Here is a 20,940-nt window from a genome sequence, read left to right on the forward strand (position 1 = left end):
ACCGTCCAATCGTTGCCTTATTGAACCAATGGCGACTGAAAGTGGAGACTCCTGATGAATTACCTCCGGCTTGGAGTGGTGTTGATCGCGATGAGCTTCGGTCAATCCGCATGGGCACAGTATAACGGCTACTTGCCGAACGGGCCGGGGAATCCGTTTGGACGACCGACAGTCAGTCCGTATCTGAACCTGCTTCGACAACCAGGTAACCCCGTGTTGGATTACTACGGAATCGTTCGGCCGAATCAGCAATTGCAACGTGAGATTCGATACACGCAGCAAAACGCTGAGCCCCGATATCTCGCTCCAGCCGATGGACTACTCACCAATCCTCAAGCATTCACAAGTCCAGCTCTCGGCGGTGCTCCACTTCCCCGCACTGGGCATCATACGCAGTTTAGTAGCAACCTCGGGGGAAGCGACATCATTGTGACTCAAACGTTAAAGGCTCGCCGGGCGGCGGTCTTTGCACGGTCGCAACAGTCAGCAAGTCTGTTACCCAGTAGCGGACACGGTGCCTTCTTCGGCAACCACTACCAGTACTATCGCAAGCAAGTTCAACCCGTGTTTGACGCAAGAAACCAACGGTAATTTTTTCGCGTGGCTCTGTCTCGCAGAACACCTTTTGCCGGCATGGAACAGTTGAGAACGAATCTCGCTCGGTGATGCCTTGCTTCTGTCGTTGCTCGAAAACTAGACGCAGTCTAGCCGCATATCAGAGGAAACCAACGTGCCCCGAATCGATCAACGTTTATTGTGGACCGCGTTGCTAGCGACCGGTAGTATCTTCGCGTCTTCCTGGCCGGTTTCCGCGGGTATTTGCGAGTACTGCCAGGAAGAAAAACGGCCCCAGTACATTCCGGTTTGTGAGCCCTCCTACGGGTTTCATCGTACTGGTTGGCGGGCCTGGGATCCGCGTAACCTTCATTGGCATCCGCAGGAGCACCCGTCGGGGGTTCTGGAATCGCCAAGTACAACCGTCCCCATGCCGCATTTGCCTCCGGCTCCCGTGCCAGGTCTGCCCAACTGGACGGTACCGGCACCGTCGTTTCCGGTTCTGCCGCAGCAAGTCCCACCGTTGCCAACCGCTCCGCCGGAATTCGCTCCAACCCCGTCGCCAATTTCGACCTCGAAAACGGAACACGAACCTCGCCCGGTGTTCAACGGCATCCCGGTTCGTTTTGTCGGTCATAGCACATTGAAGCCACCACAACCGACACCCATTACGGCTCCCGCGAATCCCTATGGCGACTACCGAAAAACACAGCCGCCACGCTAAACAAAGATACTGCGCAACTCCCAACCGGTCGGACCGAGAATACATCGGACCGCCCGGTTTTTTCATTGATGCCCGAGTCGCAAGTTCTTGTCGACACCGGCGGTTAGTTCCCCGGAAATTTATCGGGAAAGATAATTGTCTTTACATTCTCACTGACATATCATTCGCTCCACCTGCTCGTCGAGTACCTGCCTAAACTCCATCCCTAGGCCATTACCGCCGACAATTCTACCATCTCTGTTTCTTTGTTTTAGGACCGTCAATGCACTCGGATTCCGTACGTTCACGCAGTGGTTTCACACTGATTGAGCTACTTGTCGTCATTGCCATTATCGCCATTCTTATTGCGTTGCTGCTGCCAGCCGTACAGCAAGCCCGTGAGGCTGCTCGGCGAACTCAATGCAAGAACAACTTGAAACAAATCGGCTTGGCACTGCACAACTACCACGACACCTTCGGCAAATTGCCGCCGGGAATTACAACGTCGAATCAACTGGCCTGGAGTGCCAAGATTCTCCCGCAAATCGAGCAGATCAACCTGTATGAAGCCATCAAAGATTCCGGCGCGTTCGACCAACCGTGGGAAGATATCCCGGAGATGGTCACGACCGGAACAACGCCCTTTGCCAAAACAATTCTCCCAGGATACATCTGCCCTTCCGATCCAGGCAGCGAACTCAATCAAGACCTGGGTGGCGGTGGCTCCGGTGGTCAAACATTCGGCAAATCGAACTATGTCGGCGTGTTTACGGCGTACCACAACCCTACGGATCCAATCGCGACCAACGGCAACGGTGGAACCGACCGAAACGCAACCTTCTATGACAACTCCGCGGTGCAATTCCGTGATTTCACCGACGGTTTGAGTAACACAGTCATCGTTGCTGAACGTGGCACAAGCGGCAGTCCTGCAGGATCGCTTTGGATCGGTTATCACAATGATCACGGCGGAGCAATCACCGGGTCGATCGCTCAATTCCAAGTCCGGATGCGGATGGAACGTTCGTCGAACGACACCGACTACATCATCAACGGCAACACCGTCTACAATCCTGGCAGCGAACATGCTGGTGGTGCCCAATTCTTGCTCGGCGACGGAACCGTCACATTCTTGAGCGAAAACATCAACCTGCGAATTCAAGCCGCTTTGGGAACAATCGACGGCGGTGAAGTGATCGGCGAATTCTAGAACGTTGTTGTCTAACTTCCCCGAGACAGAGCCCGTTACGAAGAAGAGTAGACTTTTCGAGATCGTTTAACGGCTAGGATCTTGGCGGACAATTAAAACGAAAAGAGCCGGCTTCCCGTACTGGGGTGCCGGCTCTTTTCACTTAGAAACACTGTCGATCACGATTTCAAATCGAAGTTGTGTTCGCTACCGCCAGATTCCACTTCGACTTCCAGCGTCGTTTGTGTGTTGAACTTGGGCGGGATTCTTTCTTGACTTTCCGAAGCGGCTTCTTCGCCGGAAACTTGGCCAGTCGAAATTGCGACCTTATGTTTGCCGACAACGGCTCCCGAACGGTCTTCGGTGTACGCTAATTCGTAGTCACCATTAGCATCCGTGGTTCCAAACGACGGGCGACCACCTTCTATCGGGGAAAAGGTAACCGTTGCCCCTTCGACAGGTGTGCCATCGAGCTGAACGCGGCCGTTCACTTCACTCAGTTCCGGGCCGCTTTCTCCACCACCACAACCGGCGAATATGCCAACACCACAGAGCACTAAGGTAGCAACTCCGAACTGATGTCGAATTCCATTGATCATCTGCAAGCTTCCTGAAGGGTTCAAAAAATTGATCGCGGATCATAGAAGACAGAAATTTCTATGTCCAGAATCAAGATTGAACCGCAGGACAGCTAGCCGGCTTTGCGGTGCGGTGTGCTGAAGGTCGCGTGGGGGCCGACAGCGCCGCTGGGTGTGCCGTCCCATTGGTGAGCCAACACACAACGTTGCACGAGGTCCGCAACTTCCATCGCCTTCAGAGCGTCTTCACCAGAACAGATCGGACGGGCACCCGTTCGCACACTATTCGCGAAACTCGAAAGTTCCGCGGTCAATGCGTCGCCTTCTTGCACTGGGATGGTGTCCACAGTTACGAATTTGCCAAAGACGTTGCTCTTGAGTTGCTCGATGTTCGCGCCCGGTTGTTGGGAGCGTTCCAAAGGCGAGGTGCCAAACAACAGCGTTTCCGAGGGAGCATACCGAGTGACTTCACGACTCGTGAAATCCACTGTTGTGGTCCCCTGCGGCGACCAAACCTGCATGGATCGGCTGCCACTTGGATTCACGCGGCTGGCGGTTAGGTCGGCGATACATCCGCTTTCGAATGTCAGCCGAGCTTTGACGACATCTTCATTCCCGCCCATCACACACATGCCGAACGCATGCACGTCACGGACCGGGGAATCGACGAAGTCGAGCACCAAGTCGATGTCGTGGATCATCAAGTCGTGAACAACGCCGATGTCCGTCGAGCGGAACGAGTACGGACTGAGCCGCTCGGCAGAAATGTATTTCGGTGAGCCACAACCGTTCTTCGCAGCCACGGTCGCGGGGTTGAAGCGTTCGACATGTCCGACTTGCAATGGCACATTCATCTCTGCCGCCAGGCGACAAAGTTCGCGGGCCTGATCGACATCGATCGCCAATGGCTTTTCGACGAGGACAGGAATGCGAGCTTTCAAGAACTGCGATGCGACGTCGAGGTGAAACGTCGTCGGTACAGCGATCGAAACCGCATCGATCTTGAATTCCGAAGTCAACAGGTCACGGTAATCATCGATGCATTGGCAGTGACACGCCTGAGCGACACGCTCTCCGTTTGGGCTGGGGTCGGCGACGGCAACAAGTTCCACGCCCGGCATCTCCGAGAGAATTCTCGCGTGATGTCGTCCCAAAGCTCCCACACCAACCACTGCCATCCGCAACCGTTTCATGCCGCTCTCCGATGAATCGTTGTGTCCTGCGGATTCTCGATCGCTGCCGAATCCGCGGGAAGAGTCTCGTTCGTTTTCGGTACATTGCGGACGGCCTCACGTGACCGTCCCATTTTTCCGTATTGCTGTGCTTCGACGAAGTCGAGCAACATCGCCAATTCACTCGGGAGTTCGCTTCCCAGTTCACTGATGAATGTGTCACGCACGACTTCGAGTCGTTTATGTTCGCGGTACAACAACCGATGCGCACGTTTGATGACGCGAATCGTGTCGTTGGAAATTCCCTTGCGTCGCATGCCGACGATGTTGATCGTTTTGATTTCGGGATTATCGCTGCCGGCGGTCAGCATGAACGGTGGCACATCGTGCGGCACCCGACATCCCCCGCTCACAAAACAGAGTTTGCCCAGCGTTGAGAAGTGATGCACCACAGAGTTGCCGGAGACGATGGCTCCATCGTGGACGTGCACGTGCCCGCCCAGCAACACGCCATTCACCAGAATGACGCCGTTGCGAATGTGACAGTTATGAGCCACATGGGAGTTGATCATCAGCAAATTGCCGTTGCCGATGCGGGTTGTGTGATCTTCTTTTTCGGCTCCCCGATTGACAGACACGCCTTCGCGGAATTGGTTGTCGTCGCCAATCTCGACGTAGGTTTCGCCCTCTTCGCGGTAGCTAAGATCCTGTGGAGCAGACCCGATCACCGAACCGGAAAAAAATTCGTTGCGTTGGCCAACTTTGGTATGACCGACAATTGTCACGTGGTCGTGCAAGCGGGTCCCGTTGCCGATTGTGACATGCGGACCAACCACGCAAAACGGACCGACTTCGACGTCGTTACCGAGTTGGGCATGTGTATCGACGTGAGCGAGAGGAGAAATCTTGCAAGACATAGCATCGTCCTTGTGCTACGACACGACCGGCTGACGCAGTCCTTGCATCGCCCTGGCTGATCATGGGGGCCGAGTCATGACCAAAGTCGTTCGATCCGAATTGAGGTTACCTTTCCTCGATCATCGGCACACATCACCCCCGGCCAGGAGTCAAGAAATTCGAATTCGGCACTTTTGGTAAACTTTGAGGTTTCCAACCATCCCAACTTTTCCAGCCCTACGCAGCTCGGTTCTCGATCGCGCCGGAACCGTGTTGGTTTTGGAGCGCGCGAACCATCTCGCGATTCATTTGGTGTCCCGAACGGTCCGCATGGAATCGGCCGCTCAACGTCGCGCCACACAACGCGAAATCACCGATACAATCGAGAATTTTGTGACGAGCACACTCATCGGCGGCTCGCAATTCATTCCCGACCACACCGTTCTTTCCGAAGATCAACAGGTCACTCGCGTTCGTGCGTTTGCCGTAACCGAGTGCCCGCAGGGCTTCAATTTCTTCTTCGAGAATAAACGTCCGCGCGAACGCGATTTCGTTGATGAATGTTTCGCGGGTAATCTCGAACGATCGCTCTTGAGCGGGAATCGGAGACCCCGGACCATAGTCGAGCGAATAACCGATGATGAGTTTCCCACTCGATTCCGGTTCTGCTTCGATCTTGCTGTTTTTCCCAGGCACAACGCACGATTGTTCCACGGCCACGTGCGAGCAGAAAGCATCTTGCTCGACCAAGCCGGCCTTCAACAATGCTTCTACAAAAGCTTGTGAAGACCCGTCACAACCGGGCGGTTCCGCGGCGTTGAGTTCCACCAAGCAGTTGTCGATTTCTAACCCAGCCAGAGCCGCCATCACGTGTTCGGTGAGTTCCACCGTCACGCCATCCATGCTGATCGCCGTACGGCGTTCGCGGGGAATGGCATACTCGATTCGTGCAGGGATGGCCTTCGATCCGGGAACGTCTGTTCGCAGAAATCGAATTCCATGATTCGGGGCGGCCGCATGAAAGTACACGCGGACATCGGCACCGGTGATAAATCCGATCCCGTCCGTCCACACCGAATGAGCCAATGTTTGCTGACGTCGTGGCGTCACAAGTGCTCTCCCAACCGCGAATGCTATGACCAGAAGCGTTCGATTCTGGTGTCCGTGGCACACAATCGATTCCGGTCCGATAAAGCCCGGAGGCGAATTCCAAGAATTCCAAACCCCCGGGCTGAAAATCTGACGTGCCAAGCACAAACTATTTGGTCGTTGTGCCGGTTCCGCCTTGAGCGGTGGAGTACTTGCGGTTGAGGTACTCGAGAACCGTGTCGGTGATGTCGAGTTCCTTGCCGAAGCTGACAACCTGACGGTTCATGCTTTGGAGGATTTGTTGCGGATTGCCTTCAGCGGTTTCCACGCCATCGCGGCTAAACCGCATGATCAGCGAGTACTTGTAGTGCTTGGCATACAGTTCGACGGCTTCGCTGACTTCGAGGTAAACGGTCTTGTAGATTTCCGCTTCTTTCCGCAGGAAATCACGTTGAGCGATCTTGCGGAACGCTTCGAATTGCGAAGCTTTCTGAGCGAGTTCGGATTCGAACTGTTTGAATTCCGGGCTACCTTCTTTGAAGGTTTTGGCTTTCTCTTGGATTTGCTTCAGCTCACCCGCCATCTGTTTGGCTTTGAGATCGCTTTGTTCGATTTCCGCTTTCAAATCGTTGCGGAGAGCTTCGAACTTCTTGTAGTTCTTGAACACGTGAGCCATGTCGATCAGGCCCACTTTGAACTGGCTACTGGTCTCTGCTTGGGCGTACGCTGCGGGTGTGGCAGCGAGTCCGGCGACCAGAACGAACGTTGCAACAAGGGTTGTGAACTTCTTCACGGCCTGCACTCCTTTGCTGTGCCGAAGGACCCCAGCGAATTTCACTTCCCAGGGGCTACGAATGAAAATTGGCGTCTGGATCGGTCAATCGGACCGTCGCCGCACATCGGGCCGGAATGTTGCACATTCGCTCTGATGGGTCAAGACTTTTTAGGGGTTAGGATTTAGGGAATAGGATTTAGGGGCTAAAATTCTGAAGTCGTCGCTGGCATCTCCTTCCCTAACCCCTCCCCCCTCATGAAATTCACTTGTCTCGGAGCCGCGGGCGAAGTTACCGGCAGTCAGCATTTGATTGAAACCGATTCACTGCGGTTGCTGCTCGATTGCGGACTTTTCCAAGGTGAACGTGCGGAGACATACGCCAAGAACGCTCACTTCTTCTGCGACCCGCCAAAACTCGACGGGGTGATTCTCTCACACGGTCATATCGACCATTGTGGCAATCTGCCCAGATTGGTGAAACATGGTTACGCAGGCCCTATCTTTTGCACACCAGCAACGGCCGATGTCGCGGAAGTCATGCTGCTCGACAGTGTTCACATCCAACAGGAAGACGCTGCATACCTAGCCGACCGTCTGGGCCCGGGTGCCCCGCCGATCGAACCGCTCTACACCGAAGCCGACGTTCGAGCCGCTTGCGAACAGTTCGAAACCTTGGAACCGGGCGAATGGCACCGTGTGGGGAAGCCGCTTCGAATTCGTTTCCAGCATGCAGGGCATATTTTGGGAGCCGCGATCACAGAGTTGGAAATCGATGACGACCGCGAACTCCGTCGGCTGGTTTTCACGGGTGATTTAGGTCGCTGCGACATGCCCCTCCTGCCCGACCCCACACAAGTCGACGCTTGCGATGTGTTGATCATCGAGTCGACTTACGCGAATGCTGTGCATCCGTCGCTGTCCGTTCTGAAAGACCGCCTCGCGCACATCTTGAATCGTGCAGCAGAGCAAAACGGACGCGTCATCATCCCCGCATTCAGCTTAGGACGCACGCAAACGCTAATCGCGATCTGGCGGGAACTCGACGAATCAGGGCAACTGCCCGACATTCCACTGTTCATCGACAGTCCTCTCGCTCATCGCTTGGAGACAGTCTACGAACGACATCCCGATGCCTGGAAATCGACCAAGGTGGCATTGTTCAGCGATCTACCGAATGTGCACACCGTTCGCACTCAGCTCGATAGCATTACATTGAATTCTCGTCAGGACGCGTTTGCTGTCGTCGCCGCGAGCGGCATGTGCGAACACGGCCGGATTCGCCATCACCTGCGACACGCCCTGCCCAATGAGAACAACACCGTCATCCTGATCGGCTACCAAGCCCGAAATACTCTCGGACGGACACTTCAGGAAGGTGCAAGAACGGTGTCCGTCCTTGACTACGAAACACCAGTGCGAGCCACCGTGGAAACGCTTTCCGGTCTCTCGGCACACGCGGACGCCGAAGATACACGGTGGTGGTTCCGCAAACTCACGGACACCGGCGGCGTCGGTCAGGCCTTCGTCGTTCACGGCGAACCCCATGCGGCAAACGCACTCGCAGAGCAGATTCGCGATGACTGCAACGAAGACCCGATCATCCCCGAATGGCGTCGGGCATATACAATCTAACGCCTCAACTCGATTAGTCGCCTACGGGGAAACCGTCAGGGCCGAAGACGACTGTCCGCATGTCTTTCCCACCCTTCGAACCAGAATCAGCAACGTCCGGCTCATCGTCGCCAGACGGTTGGAAAGGCTTGGCCGACGGTGTCGGTTCTTTGTCGACCACTTTCGACGGCGGCGGCTTGGGAGCATCGCGTTGTTCGATCGGTTTACCGGGCGGCGGAGGTGTCTGCTTCTTGACGTTTTTCAGAATCGGTCCGCCGGCTTTCATCTGAGCGTACTTGCGGACACCTTCGAGTTCCGGAATCTTATCTTCGACAGCTTGCAAATCTTCATCGACGGCAGTGAGTAGTTCATCCAACAGTTCCGGTCGCAGTCTCGATTCGGACGGATTCTCTTTCTTCCGCTGGACGTACGACTGAATCCCCTTCAGTTCGACAATCTCCAACTCGGCATCTTCGATATCTTTCTGAACGTCTTCCAGCAATTGCCCGAAATCAATGCCCGACATGAGATGACACCTTCCAATCAAGCCGACCGATCAATCTTCGCTGCCCAGACCGATCAAGAAATGTAGGATCGAACCACCCAGCGATGGAGAGATTTCCATCGCGAAGAGTTTATCGTAATCGAATCGGGTACGCGATCAACCCGAGACTGGCCGGTTCGATCGTTTCCCTACTGACAAGATTGCATTTCTCGGATTCGGTAGGACAGGCAAGCTTGCGGTTTGGAGATTGAAATCGAACTTCGCCGCGACCAGACATTCGGTTGTGAGGATTGCGATTTGAAAATGGAAGATAGCAATCGCATCCGATCGCCATTCTCTATCTTCCATCCTCATTTCCAAAGCCGCTTATTCCGCAAAGTCGCCAGACTCGACTTCCTTGGATCGATACGGATAGCCATCACGGTGCGTCGATGCTGTTGGCGTCGGCTTCGAACTGTTGCAGCATCTCCGGCAACGCCAACCGGCCGCGTGCGTATTTGGCCGCTTCGCTTTCGGGGTAATCCCACCGACATTTATTGTACCGCCGGTAAGCTTCCCGATTGTTCTTCGCCATCCGGTAACTTTCGCCCGCCCAGAACAACGCATCCGGAGCGAGTTCGGCATCGGGGAACTCTTTCGAGAATCGGTCGAACGCCGTCCCGCCTTCGCGGAATTGCTCAGCCTTGAAATGGCATTGCCCAATTCGGAACGCCATCCGCGAAGCATGCTCGTGCGACGCAAACTTCACCAGGAACCGTTCTCCCACCTGAGCTGCAATATCGTAGACCTTGTTCTTATAGAAGTGATCAGAGATGCGAATCATCACACTCGCGATCAACGGGCTTTTCGGGTACGTCGCCGCTAGCGTGACATACGCCTCCAACGCCGCATCGAAATCGCCGGACTCTTCATGAGCCTGAGCCAACTTGTATTGCGCATCGGGGGCCAACGAGTGTTCCGGGTACTGGTTGACGATCAACTGATAGGAATCAATTGCCGAATCCCATTCCCCAAGTTCCTGTGAAAACTGGCCTAGCAAATACGCCACCCGTGGGACATATTTGGGATCCGGGTAGTCTTCCATCACTTCCTGAAGCAATCGCCGCCCTGCTTGCAAGTCGGCTTGTTGTTCGTCTTTTCGCCCCAGTTCTTTGTGGCTTTTGAACAACTCGAAGTAGCTTTCCGAGATGTGAAACTTCGTCTCGACCGCTAGTTGCTCGTCGCTGAAGGTCTTGCTGAAAGCGGCGACAAGTCCGTCGGTGCCAATCACGACGGGAATTGTCGTTGTCGATTCCAATTCTCCCGATTCGGTACTAGCCGCTGGGTCGGTGTAGGTGATCGTGAGCGAATCGCCGAAGTAGGTTTCGATCGTCGGTTCATCGAGACTGAGATTGCCCGGCGTCGGTTGTTCGCTGGCTTTCAGGGTCAGCGACCCGGTGAAGATGCCCGAGTGCGTCAGCGTTTCCGCGAGCACGACTTCTTCCGCCTCACCGCGTTCGGTCGTGACCGTCACTGTCGTTGTGTCACGCTGGTCGGAAGTGTCCCGGTCGGCATCGGTCACCATGAGGAACAGCTTCTCGCCGACGTGCAACTGTTCGACCGCGTTTTCATAGTCGCGATCAACGCACGCCAACTCGCCATTCGAAATCAACCGGCCTTGGGTAGCCACTGTCGGTTGGCCTTTCGACTCGCGTCGCTTATCGGCATAAGTCGCCGTGATGACGTCTTGTCCCGTCAGATTCAACACCTTTGTGACCAGATTGCGGTCGAAGTCGGAGAGATTCTCATCTTCGATCGGTGGTCCGCCAATGAGATTCCGTGGCATCTCGGCCGACAAGGGCACAAGTACCGGACTTTTCGCCCCACCAAGTTGCAGTACGACTTGCCCCACGAACCGACCTTCGCGAAGTGGCCAGTTCGGCGGACCCGCGTTCTGTTCCCGAGTGGCGAATGCATTCGAAATCACACATTCCAAGTCTACGGTTGCACCATCGGTCGTGGACAACTGCAACAGCACCCGACTCCGACTATCACGAGCCGCATCAGGATCGATAACTTCAACAGTCAATGGAGCTTCGAAAGCCACACGACTGAGTTCCTGTTCCTCGTCCGGTAGTTCATAACTGACACGCGGCGGACGATTGGAATTGGGTGGTGAGGGAATCAGACGCGTTTCGAGAATTCGGACCTTCGCCGTCGAAGGTTTGGTGACATACACGATACTTTCTCGCGGCACGGAATGACCGGGAAACGTATTCTGCTCATCGAGATATCGGCAGAAAATTCGGTCTCCGGATTTGACCACCAAACCTTCGTCCTCGTCCTTTGCAGAAGTGTCGACTTCCTTCGTAAATACCCCCGAATATGGTTCCGTTTCCGTCGCGGTAAAACGAACCGGCTTGCCATCATTGATGACCACCTCAAACTCCACAGTGTCTTGCTCGCTGGTTTGATCGCGGTCGTAATCGACGATTTCGACAATGATCCGCTCGCCGGGATCGATCCGCATCATCTCCTTGCGAACTTCATCCACCGCTCCATTCTGCAATTTGATGAAGTCGTACGCGATTGGCGTAATTGCGGCGTTGAAGTATGTGGCGGTCAGTCGATCACTCAACAATCGACTTCGCCCGCCGACGCTTTGTGTAAATTCGTCGGTGTAGGTCGCAGTCACCACATCCCCACCGGCGATTTCGAGCGTGTTGTTCGACGCCAACGCCAGGACGTCGGTTTCCGTCGGAATGTAGGGCGCGGCCGTCTCGTTGCGAATTTCGATGTTGCTCACCGCAACTGCCTCACCGAGATACTCGTCGATCGAGAACCGAATATAACGGACATCCTTTTCGGGGAATGCGAAGGACCAGTTGCGATCTGTCAGAACCACGCTTTCGCCAGTTGTAGGTTTCAACGTAATGCCAAACAGATCCATCAACCCGCCACCGTTGAGTGACGTGGGCTTGATCGAGAACGTTGCGGCGTCGGTGGCGGTCAGTTCCACCACACCGATCTTCAGCGGCTGAGAGCGGTTCCAATCTCCCGTGTTCGGAACTTCAAATGCGATCGACTGTTCACCAACCGCAAAAACACCTTGGCTTCGACCGCCACCGCCATGCGACACATCCAATACCACTTCATACCGTCCCGCCTGCGGAATGGCGGTTTTCCATTCCAGCCAGTCTTCCGTGTTCTGCCAGTAACCGATCGCCTTACGATCGTCCTTCATATCCTGGATGCCGAACTGCTCTGTTTTCTTGTGAATCTCCGCAGTTTCGATCGACAACGGAAACGACTCGCCAACGGCTTCTTCCGATTTCTCGTTCGAAGTGATCTTTGCGGCTGGTTGGGTCAGGTCGAAATCGGAATGTCGAAACGCATGAAGTTGAATGGACGACGCTTGATGATCAGACCGCATCAGCGTTGCCGAGAGTTGGCGAGTGGTGGTCGTCGCGGCCGCAAAAATGGTGAGTGAATGCCGCCCACGTTCCAACCAAACATCGGCGAACCGCGAGCCGGCTCCTAGTGGCAAATGAAGTCGGTTATTGATGGCGAACGCGGTTTGTTGACCTTGCACTGCAATACGCACGGCTCCGGCTCGCTCTTGAATAAAGTGCCCATTCCAGACCACTCCATAAGAATCGCCACGTTCGCCTTCCTCCAGGTCTTCCTCGTCCTCACGCACCCAACTGAGCGTGTCCACTTCCGCTTGGTCTGCAGGGTTGCCATTGTTCGCCAGATTCAGCACATCACTCCAAGAATCTTTGCGATAATGGTTTCCTCGATAGACACGTCTTGTCATCTGAGGGGAATCCCACTCAGGATGTTCGACGCTAGGCAACTGCGGATGGCTCGCCAAATGGAACCACAACAATCCGTCGTTGCTCCCATAGACACCGCCCCGCACCGGTCGGTGCTCATCAGTTTGTGGCGTTGTGACAGTGACTCGAGACACTGATTTCAAGTCCTTCATATCGACGGCAAGCCATTTCGGAGTGGCTCCATCGGGTTCGCTCAGCCAGAACGAATCGGCATCCTGATCGATCGCCATCAAAGGACTATGCTCGATTGCTGTGTCACTCGCCAGGGCACCGGCGGGTAGTTCTTGAGTGCTCAGTGTGCCTTCGAATAAACCGGTATGCGGTTCCGTTTCCTTCAACGTGACTTGAACTTCATCGCCACTGTCGGCAGTGACTTTCACCGTCACAGAGTCTGCTTCAGTTGAAATGTCGCGGTCCGGATCGGTGACACGTAGGTAGACAGTGTTCCCCGGCTTGACCTGGTTCGCCGGTCGGACCTGAGAAATCGGCTGATCGGAATTTCGCAATGCTTGCTCACGTGCCAGTCGTTGACTGAATGTTTCCTCGTCCGCGTCGACGATCTGACTACTAGCCACTTCAAATTCGGCATCAGCGGCAACTTGAATCTCCGCATCCGACAACGCCACATTTTTGAACTCTTGCTTGAACTCTTCGGGATAGTCACAGGTGATGACATCTCGTCCTGAGAGTTGCAATACGTTGTCTCCCGCTTCGACAGTTCCAAGCTTCGTTTCCAAATCGGCCCGGAACAACCCCTTCCCGGCCCCACCGCTGGTGAGGTAAATGGTCTCCGCATCACCACCGGGCACGGTGCGAATACGAACCGGGATCTTGTTATGCCCCCGACTGATTCCTAAGTCGCTGTCTTGCACAACAATCGACAACGGTGTCCCCGGACGGTGCCAGCGTTTACTTGCCCGTCCGAGTCGACCAACGGTCCGCAACAAGTTGAGTTGGTCCATATAGCGTTCTTCGTCGCCATAGACTTCCGCGAGATTGAACAACGCCTGATTCGCCAGCGTGACGTTCGGCACACGATCCAGCACCGTGCGGAAGATTTCTCTCGCATCGTCACGGTCCCCCCGCCGATAAGCAAGCACCCCTCGCAGAAACTCCGCCCGCACCGTGACGTCCGCTTCGCGACTCGCTGCTAGTTTTTGAAAGACTTGTTCGGCCTGGTCATAGACTTTCTGTGCCATCAAAGTTTCGCCAATGCCAAACTCCGCTTCGATGGCCTCAGGCGTGTCGGCATACCGATTCAAAACCGTTTGATACTCACTACGAGCAACATCATACCGCTGCGCTTTGACATAACTTTTCGCGAGCAACAGCTGAACTTCCGCCTTTGTTTGGGCGTCGTACTCTTTGGATTCACTGTTCTTGACTAACCAAGCTCGCAGCAGGTCTTCCACACGTTGATAGTTCTCATCCCCACCGGCAGCAAGGTGGCGTTCACTCACGAACAAGAGAAGGTCCGTCGGCACCTGCGTTTGATGTTTATCGAACAAAGCGATATTCGCCCGATAGGTTTCATCCGCCAAGGCTCGGTCACCTAACCGTAAATACAAAGCGGCTTGCAAGAGCGGTGCGATCGGGCTGCTTTCATCAATCGTTAGACCAACCGCTCCCATCCGAGAATAAGACTGAGCCACAAGCTCGCGTCCGCGTTCGACACGTCGCGACTCGACGTTCTGAATGTTAGACAACATTCCCGTGAGCAATGTCGCAGCAACTTGGTATTGCTTTTGAGTCATCGCCGTTTGGACTGCGGACAATACCACATCCCATTGATGTGAACCGTCACCGACAACACGTGTCACATGCTGGAAGTTGAGCAAGTCCCGAAGCTGTACACCATTTTCTTCAAGACCGGCCTGCAACAACTGTAATTCAGCCGCTGCTGATCCCCATGACAACTGCAAGTCACGTATTGCAGCAAAGACACGTTGCTGATCTTCGACAGACACATTCTCATTGGTCGACTGCACAAACCGAATGGCGTTACTAGCCAACCCATCATCGAACCCACTATTCCGAAATGGCCGTTCGTCTTGCCTGGACCGTGCGGCAGCTAGTGTCTCGAGAAATGCCTGAATATTCTTTTGTCGCAAATACTCATACGCAAGCAACTGCGCATATCGGCCATGAAAGTCAGATTCAACCTGGAGACGTTTCTTGAGAAACTCCTGTCGCTGTTGTGTCTGTTCGTCTCCCATGCGACTCAGTAATCGCTCAACGCAGTAATAACAATCGCTATCGGTTTCGCTTAAATCGAGATGTTTCGTCCAATAGTCCACTGCCTCGTTCTCGAGTTCGAGTCGACTCAAAACATCACCGATAAATCCGGCAGCGTAGGGAGACGGCCCAAACTTTGATTCCGCGGTCTGGATCCATTGCAAGATGCGTTTGGCGAGTTGAGCGTCCTGATTCTTATCGCTCGCAATCATCATCCGTCGCCAAGCATCGGCATCTTGAGATTGCGGCTGAAACTTCAGGAGATGTTCGGCAGCTTGTTTCTGAACTTCTGGCGGCGCGGTGTCGGTTGCCGATTGAAGATACCACAACGCAACGTCATAACGCTGTGGGAACCGAGCAGCCATTTGGCCGTATAGTTCTGCGGATTGCGACCGCTGATCACTTGGCGAATAATGCCGATAGTAATAGGCCTGCTGATACAGAACTTGTTCAGCCTGTTCGTCACTCAACTGGCGATAATAGTCATCCTGCAACAACCGTTGTCTCGCGGCGACTGATTCCTTCTCCCGATACCCTGTAATGTCCATCCAAGTCTTGACGTACGCATCGCGATTCTGCTGATCCAGCTGCTTTTCAAGATACTCAGCTTGTGCAACGGTCTCTTCCCGTCGCTTTGCATTCTTCGCCCACTGACGAAGATAGCTTTCAAGATTCTTGTGATGAATATGCTCTCGTCGCGACTTTAATATCTCTGCGACGAGTTTCTGAAAGGCGGCTTGGTCGGACTCTGTTGAGAGCAGCCAGCTCATTGCACTTGATGTGTAACCGTCGTTACTAGGCGAATCAAAGACGAGTTGCCGGAGTGTCTCCCGCGTCTTTGCCTCATCTTTGATGCGATCTCGATAGAGCGTATAGGCCAAAACATAGCGGAGATAAGCGCGATGTTTTTCGTTCTTCTGAATAGCAGCTTTAAGAACATTTTCCGCGTGTTTCAATCGATCCGGTTCGGTACCGTTCCACTGCACGAAATATTGAGCCGCACTATGGGACTGTGCATCAGCCGCAAGACACTGTTCTAAAATCTGTGCCGCTTTGGTTTCGTCACCACTTTTAGCAACGGAGTGAGCATAGCGAATCCGCTTCGCCCAACGGTCATCGGCATCAGGATACTTAGTTTCGTATTGCTTAACAGCTGTTTCAATTTGCGAAATCGGTGCTTCCGATTGACAGAGTTGCTCGACAAGTTGACCTTGCAGGTATTGATCATCACGAATCTTCAGGGCGGCTTCGATACTTCGAGCAGCGTTCGCATGCTGACCGAGCGACCAATAGTTCTCCGCGAGATATCGGTGCAGCGTCCAACGACGTTCTTCCCCTTTCGGCAAACCAGCCTTGATTAAGGCCGTCCCGATCTGATTGCTTTCCGCGCGTTTGCCAATTCGTCGCCAGTCCCAAAAAGCTTTCCAGCCACACTCCTCTGTGAATGAACCAGCTGGCAATGCCTGAAACATCTCCGCGGCAAGTTCAGCACCCGCTTCGATCGACTTCGAGTTATTGACTCGACTATAAAGTTCGACAGCCTTCGCACCAGCCGCCCGTCCATTTGCATCGGGTTGGCGAGTCCATACCGCATGCCAACCGCGTGCCGCCGCAAAAGCGTCATCCATTTGACTCAATGTTTCCGCAAGTCGGCGTTCGACAGAGGCACAAGCGGAAGACTTTGGATACTTTGCTAAAAACTGACGAGCATAGATTGTGAAATCCTGATTTCGACTCGTGGCTTCGAGCCCATCTAACAGTTTCAACATAACAGACTCGTGTCGCGAGTCATTTGGATGAGCCACCGTAAACCGCTGACCCACCCGAATCAAACCGAACACCCGTGCGTTGCTATGATAAAGCTCGACGAGTTTCGTCATAACATCGGCTGCTTCCGGTGTGCTATCGTTATACTTCCCCAACTGGGCTTCCAAGTCTGAAACTTGTTGGCTGACATCGTCGACTGAGGGGTCTTCCTGTGCGACCGCGTCAAAGACAGGATTGAGACTGAATGCAAACAACAAAGCCCAGAAGAATCGATATAACATAGTGAGAAGCTTTCCAAAGGTTTCGAATCAATCGGCGAGACGGAGAGTAGTCGACAGAGAACGAAATCGACTAAACACCAGCCCGTGCCAAAGCATCCGATATCTTTTTCGCATCAGTCGCGAGTGGACTTTCTGGGAACTCAGAGATGAGTTGATCAAACCGACGACGAGCATCCGCACGACGGTTCATTCGATACAAACACCGACCGTAGTTAAAGAGGATGACATCTAAGAACTTTGCATCGGGGTAATCTGTTAAAACGGTCTCGAAGGTATCGATCGCCCGGGCATAGTCTTGTTGTTGATAGTAATGGTTCGCCATCTTCGAAACCGCTTCACCAACTCGACCGCTCTCAGGAAACTGATCGAAGACCTTTTTGTACTCTTGAAACGCTCGGTCTAGCAGTTGCGACCGTCTTGCATCGACCGTGTCTTCAGCAAGTTGTTCATAGCATGCGGCAATTCCAAATTGTGCTTCGCCACGTAAGTCACTACTTTGCATTCCAACCAGTCGATTATAAATCCCAATCGCCCGATTGATATTCCCTTGCGTGCGTGCCACATCAGCTAACTGCAGGAGTGCATCATCAACGAAGCCACTATTTGGAAACTCGCGTTGAAGTCGAGTTGCCATCGCGGCGGCAAGGTTGAGATTGTCCATCTCATAGTAGATTTCCCACAGTTGCACATAGGTTTGCTCAAGTAATGTGCCTCCTAGTTTGACGGCATCGCGAGTTACATCTTCACAAACTTCAAGTGCCTGCTGATACTTGGCATCGGCCTGTTTCTGCAGACCAAATTCCTTGTAACGATTACCAATATTGGTAAGAGCATCCGCAGTTCGCAGTCGCGTTCGGATACGTAACTCTTCATCACTAATCACGCTGCGTGTCACCCGAACGCCGCCCAAGTTTCCATCGACACACTTGGCAGACGCTTGCACGGAATTCGCACCGGCACTTGTATTGCGTTCGTCAAGATATGTAATTCGGATCACATCCCCAGTGAGAGCTTGTAGAGCAGCATCATCGGCGATCACAGACTCGGTTTTGACGAGCGGAACCGTCGTCCGAAACACACCGGAATAGACACCATCGGCCGCTTCATTAGGGGTCTCGTCTGCAGACGAATCTTCATCTTGCAAAGACTCTGCAATTTGAACGGTCTTTGATTCCGTGAGTGTCAGTTGCACACGATCAATCAATTTATAGGGGTCCGGTTCGACTGGGGTTTCCGAATCCGTTGTATCGCTACCTGCAAGAGTCGCGATTTCATCATTGAGTTCGTCTTCGGACTTGCGTCGATAAACCTCGGCCACAGCAGTGATCGTTTCTGCGTTAGGGCCGCGATCTCGATCGAAGTCCGTCACCTGCACATTCACCGGTTTGCCCAGCACTACGCCTTGCAACGTTTCTCGGAATGCACCATCGGTCATTTGCACGATTGCATTGGCGACAATCGGAATCTTGCGAGTCACAGGACGATTGAATTCGCGGTCGGCGGTGTGTTCGTCGATATAACTAATTGTGATTGAATCATCGCCATTCACTTCCAGCGACTCATTGTATTTTTGTGGGGCTCCCAACCGCGTTGCGATGTTCCCTAACATCACCCGCACATTTCGACCGAGCTGGAAACATCGAACTTTCTCACTGTCTCCACCACTCGTTTCGCAGAGCACTTCAATCGACTGCCCCGGTTCTAACGCGGCGAGGTCGGCATCGTCGATCTTGATAAAGAGTCGCTTGCCGGCTTCCGCTTTCTCGCGGCGACTATCGTCTTCGGTCAATGCAGTACCGACCTTTTCGAGCGAGTCAATCGCCCGGCTGTAGTGTCCGAGTTGGAAGTGACCAAGACCGATATAGTAGTAAGCGCGGTTGACCTCACTGCTAACCGGGTACTGTTCGATGACGTCTCGCATAATCGCAAAACACTTGCCATAGTTGCGAACTTCGTAAAAACAGATTCCGGTCTGTACGAGTGCCTTCGCACGGGCCTCCGCATCGCGGTTTTCTTCATCAGCCGCAGCTTGAAACTGAGCGCGAGCCCGGTCGTAGGCACGTTCTCGATTGAGGAAATAATCCCCTAACCGCATATGGGCTTCAAACCGAACTTTGCTGCGAGGATATCGTTCGATCACGCTTTGCCAAATTTCGACCGCTTTGCGAGTTTCGTCGGCTTCCAACCGAGCATCGCCAGCTTCGAGGAGTTTCTTCGCGGCACGGTCTTCGATAAATGAACCGCGAGCCGGGCGTTCAGAGTCTTGAGCGACCAACACCGACTGACTGAACGCAACAAGTAAAACGAACAACAACGAACGAACCGTGACCATCACATTTTCCAAGCGAATTGAATGTTTGATCGTGCGATAAACGCCGATCACATTTTGAACTGTCGATATTGAAAAAGCCACAAGCGAATCGCTCGTGGCTTCGTGAAGTCTGCGGGTCGCATTAGCTGAATAACTCTGCGACCGGTGTGCCGTTGTCGACCAGTTTCATCGGTCGTTGCAACGGCGTGAGGACTTCCTTATCCGGATCGATTCCGAGGGAATGACAGATGGTGGCGTGCAAGTCGGCAACTTGAACCGGACGATCGTGAGGGTCGAAGCCGTCGGCATCGGATGAACCGATGACCTGCCCGCCTTGAATCCCGCCACCCGCTAGGAAACAACTGAAAACGTTCGGCCAGTGATCACGTCCCGCGTTCATGTTGATCTTCGGCGTCCGACCGAATTCACTGAGCATGATGATCAGCGTTTTCTGAAGCATGCCACTTTCGTGCAAGTCAGCGATGAGCGATGCCAGAGCTGCGTCCATCGCTTGACCATGCCCCCGCATAGCCGGGAAGTTGTTCGAGTGCGTGTCGAATCCACCGCGATTGACTTGCACGAATCGCACACCCGTTTCCACGAGGCGTTTGGCGAGCAAAGCACCACGACCGAAAGTGGTGTCGCCGTAGCGATTCAATGTGGTCGTGGGCACGGTATTCAACTCGAACGCTTCTAACGCTGGCGACCGCATTAGCGTCACAGCGTCGCTAATTGCCGTTTCCGTGGCAGTAAGGGCAGCGGCTTTTTTGTTGCTCGCGTAGCGTTGATTGTATTTCGAGAGGATCTCGAGTCGACGGTCACCACGCGTCTGTGTGATGCCTTCGGGGAAAGCCAGATAAGGATCTTGGGCTCCCGGTTGAGGCACAAAGTAAGCTTCACAACGCTGCCCGAGATACGTCGCCTTCGGAGCACGTCCGCTGATCGACACGAATGCCGGCAGGTCACCGATTTTCGGTTTCTCATGCGTGACAACCGAACCGATGCCGGGGTGCCGAATGTTCGGCGTTTGCGTGTAACTGGTTTGCAGATTGTAAGTCGCTTGGCCATGGGCACCCTGCGTCCCAGCGATTGAGCGAATCAACGCGGCATGGTGCATTTGCTTCGAGAGTTCGGGAAAGATTTCCGAAATCTGGACGCCGGGAGCTGACGTGTCGATCGGTAAAAACTCACCGGCCGTCGGACGCCCTGGTTTTGGGTCCCAAGTATCGATATGGCTCATCCCGCCGCCATTCCAGAACAGGATGACATGCTCGGCTTTTTGCTCGCCATCCGTGCCCGCGTAGGCTAACAGGTGTCGTACTTGTAATCCGAGCAAGGTCGCGCCAGTGGCACCCAGCATGGCTCGGCGAGACATTCGATAATCCGCACATCCTCGACTCATACTAGGTACCCTTTGCATCCAGATAGGAACTGGTGAATGGTGAGACAACAATGGT

General features: G+C 53.9%; 13 protein-coding genes. 4 read left to right on the forward strand and 9 right to left on the reverse strand.

The features are described from left to right. Nucleotides 1-54: 54 nt before the first annotated feature. From AC5DDB_RS03655 to AC5DDB_RS03665, 3 genes are all read left to right on the forward strand, one after another. Nucleotides 55-591, forward strand: a complete 537-nt coding sequence (locus AC5DDB_RS03655) for a hypothetical protein (protein WP_491738318.1) — start codon at nucleotides 55-57, stop codon at nucleotides 589-591. A 139-nt stretch (nucleotides 592-730) separates the two neighbouring features. Then, nucleotides 731-1,279 carry a hypothetical protein gene (locus AC5DDB_RS03660; protein WP_491738319.1) on the forward strand — a complete coding sequence of 183 codons (549 nt, stop codon included), beginning with the start codon at nucleotides 731-733 and terminating at the stop codon, nucleotides 1,277-1,279. A gap of 262 nt (nucleotides 1,280-1,541) precedes the next feature. Next, on the forward strand, nucleotides 1,542-2,468 hold the full coding sequence (locus AC5DDB_RS03665) for a DUF1559 domain-containing protein (RefSeq protein ID WP_491738320.1): 927 nt from the start codon (nucleotides 1,542-1,544) through the stop codon (nucleotides 2,466-2,468). A gap of 158 nt (nucleotides 2,469-2,626) precedes the next feature. Here AC5DDB_RS03665 and AC5DDB_RS03670 read toward each other — a convergent pair whose 3' ends face one another. From AC5DDB_RS03670 to AC5DDB_RS03690, 5 genes are all read right to left on the reverse strand, one after another. After that, the gene (locus AC5DDB_RS03670) at nucleotides 2,627-3,046 is read right to left on the reverse strand and encodes a carboxypeptidase-like regulatory domain-containing protein (RefSeq protein WP_491738321.1); all 420 of its coding nucleotides are present in this window, start codon (nucleotides 3,044-3,046) and stop codon (nucleotides 2,627-2,629) included. A 92-nt stretch (nucleotides 3,047-3,138) separates the two neighbouring features. Next, the gene (locus AC5DDB_RS03675; RefSeq protein ID WP_491738322.1) at nucleotides 3,139-4,218 is read right to left on the reverse strand and encodes a Gfo/Idh/MocA family oxidoreductase; all 1,080 of its coding nucleotides are present in this window, start codon (nucleotides 4,216-4,218) and stop codon (nucleotides 3,139-3,141) included. After that, nucleotides 4,215-5,114 carry an acyl-ACP--UDP-N-acetylglucosamine O-acyltransferase gene (gene lpxA / locus AC5DDB_RS03680; protein ID WP_491738323.1) on the reverse strand — a complete coding sequence of 300 codons (900 nt, stop codon included), beginning with the start codon at nucleotides 5,112-5,114 and terminating at the stop codon, nucleotides 4,215-4,217. Before lpxA ends, AC5DDB_RS03675 begins: the two co-directional genes overlap by 4 nt. 217 nt (nucleotides 5,115-5,331) lie before the next feature. Continuing rightward, a complete protein-coding gene (locus tag AC5DDB_RS03685) occupies nucleotides 5,332-6,204 on the reverse strand; it encodes a UDP-3-O-acyl-N-acetylglucosamine deacetylase (RefSeq protein WP_491738324.1) in 873 nt (290 codons plus the stop codon). 148 nt (nucleotides 6,205-6,352) lie between these two features. Beyond that, nucleotides 6,353-6,976 carry an OmpH/Skp family outer membrane protein gene (locus AC5DDB_RS03690; RefSeq protein WP_491738325.1) on the reverse strand — a complete coding sequence of 208 codons (624 nt, stop codon included), beginning with the start codon at nucleotides 6,974-6,976 and terminating at the stop codon, nucleotides 6,353-6,355. Between the two features lie 237 nt (nucleotides 6,977-7,213). Between AC5DDB_RS03690 and AC5DDB_RS03695 the strand changes: the two genes are divergently transcribed. Continuing rightward, nucleotides 7,214-8,590: an MBL fold metallo-hydrolase RNA specificity domain-containing protein gene (locus tag AC5DDB_RS03695; protein WP_491738326.1), complete on the forward strand. Its 1,377-nt coding sequence runs from the start codon at nucleotides 7,214-7,216 to the stop codon at nucleotides 8,588-8,590. A 13-nt stretch (nucleotides 8,591-8,603) separates the two neighbouring features. Here the strand turns inward: AC5DDB_RS03695 and AC5DDB_RS03700 are convergent, their stop codons facing one another. From AC5DDB_RS03700 to AC5DDB_RS03715, 4 genes are all read right to left on the reverse strand, one after another. Continuing rightward, entirely contained in the window at nucleotides 8,604-9,095 is a 492-nt protein-coding gene (locus AC5DDB_RS03700) for a hypothetical protein (RefSeq protein ID WP_491738327.1), read from the reverse strand. A 397-nt stretch (nucleotides 9,096-9,492) separates the two neighbouring features. After that, the gene (locus AC5DDB_RS03705; protein ID WP_491738328.1) at nucleotides 9,493-17,172 is read right to left on the reverse strand and encodes a tetratricopeptide repeat protein; all 7,680 of its coding nucleotides are present in this window, start codon (nucleotides 17,170-17,172) and stop codon (nucleotides 9,493-9,495) included. A 70-nt stretch (nucleotides 17,173-17,242) separates the two neighbouring features. Then, complete coding sequence (locus AC5DDB_RS03710) at nucleotides 17,243-19,504, reverse strand: tetratricopeptide repeat protein (protein WP_491738329.1); 2,262 nt, start codon at nucleotides 19,502-19,504, stop codon at nucleotides 17,243-17,245. Nucleotides 19,505-19,625: 121 nt separating this feature from the next. After that, nucleotides 19,626-20,858, reverse strand: coding sequence for a DUF1501 domain-containing protein (locus tag AC5DDB_RS03715; RefSeq protein WP_491738330.1), 1,233 nt, complete (start codon nucleotides 20,856-20,858; stop codon nucleotides 19,626-19,628). Nucleotides 20,859-20,940: the final 82 nt, after the last annotated feature.

The organism is Thalassoroseus sp., assembly GCF_984380535.1.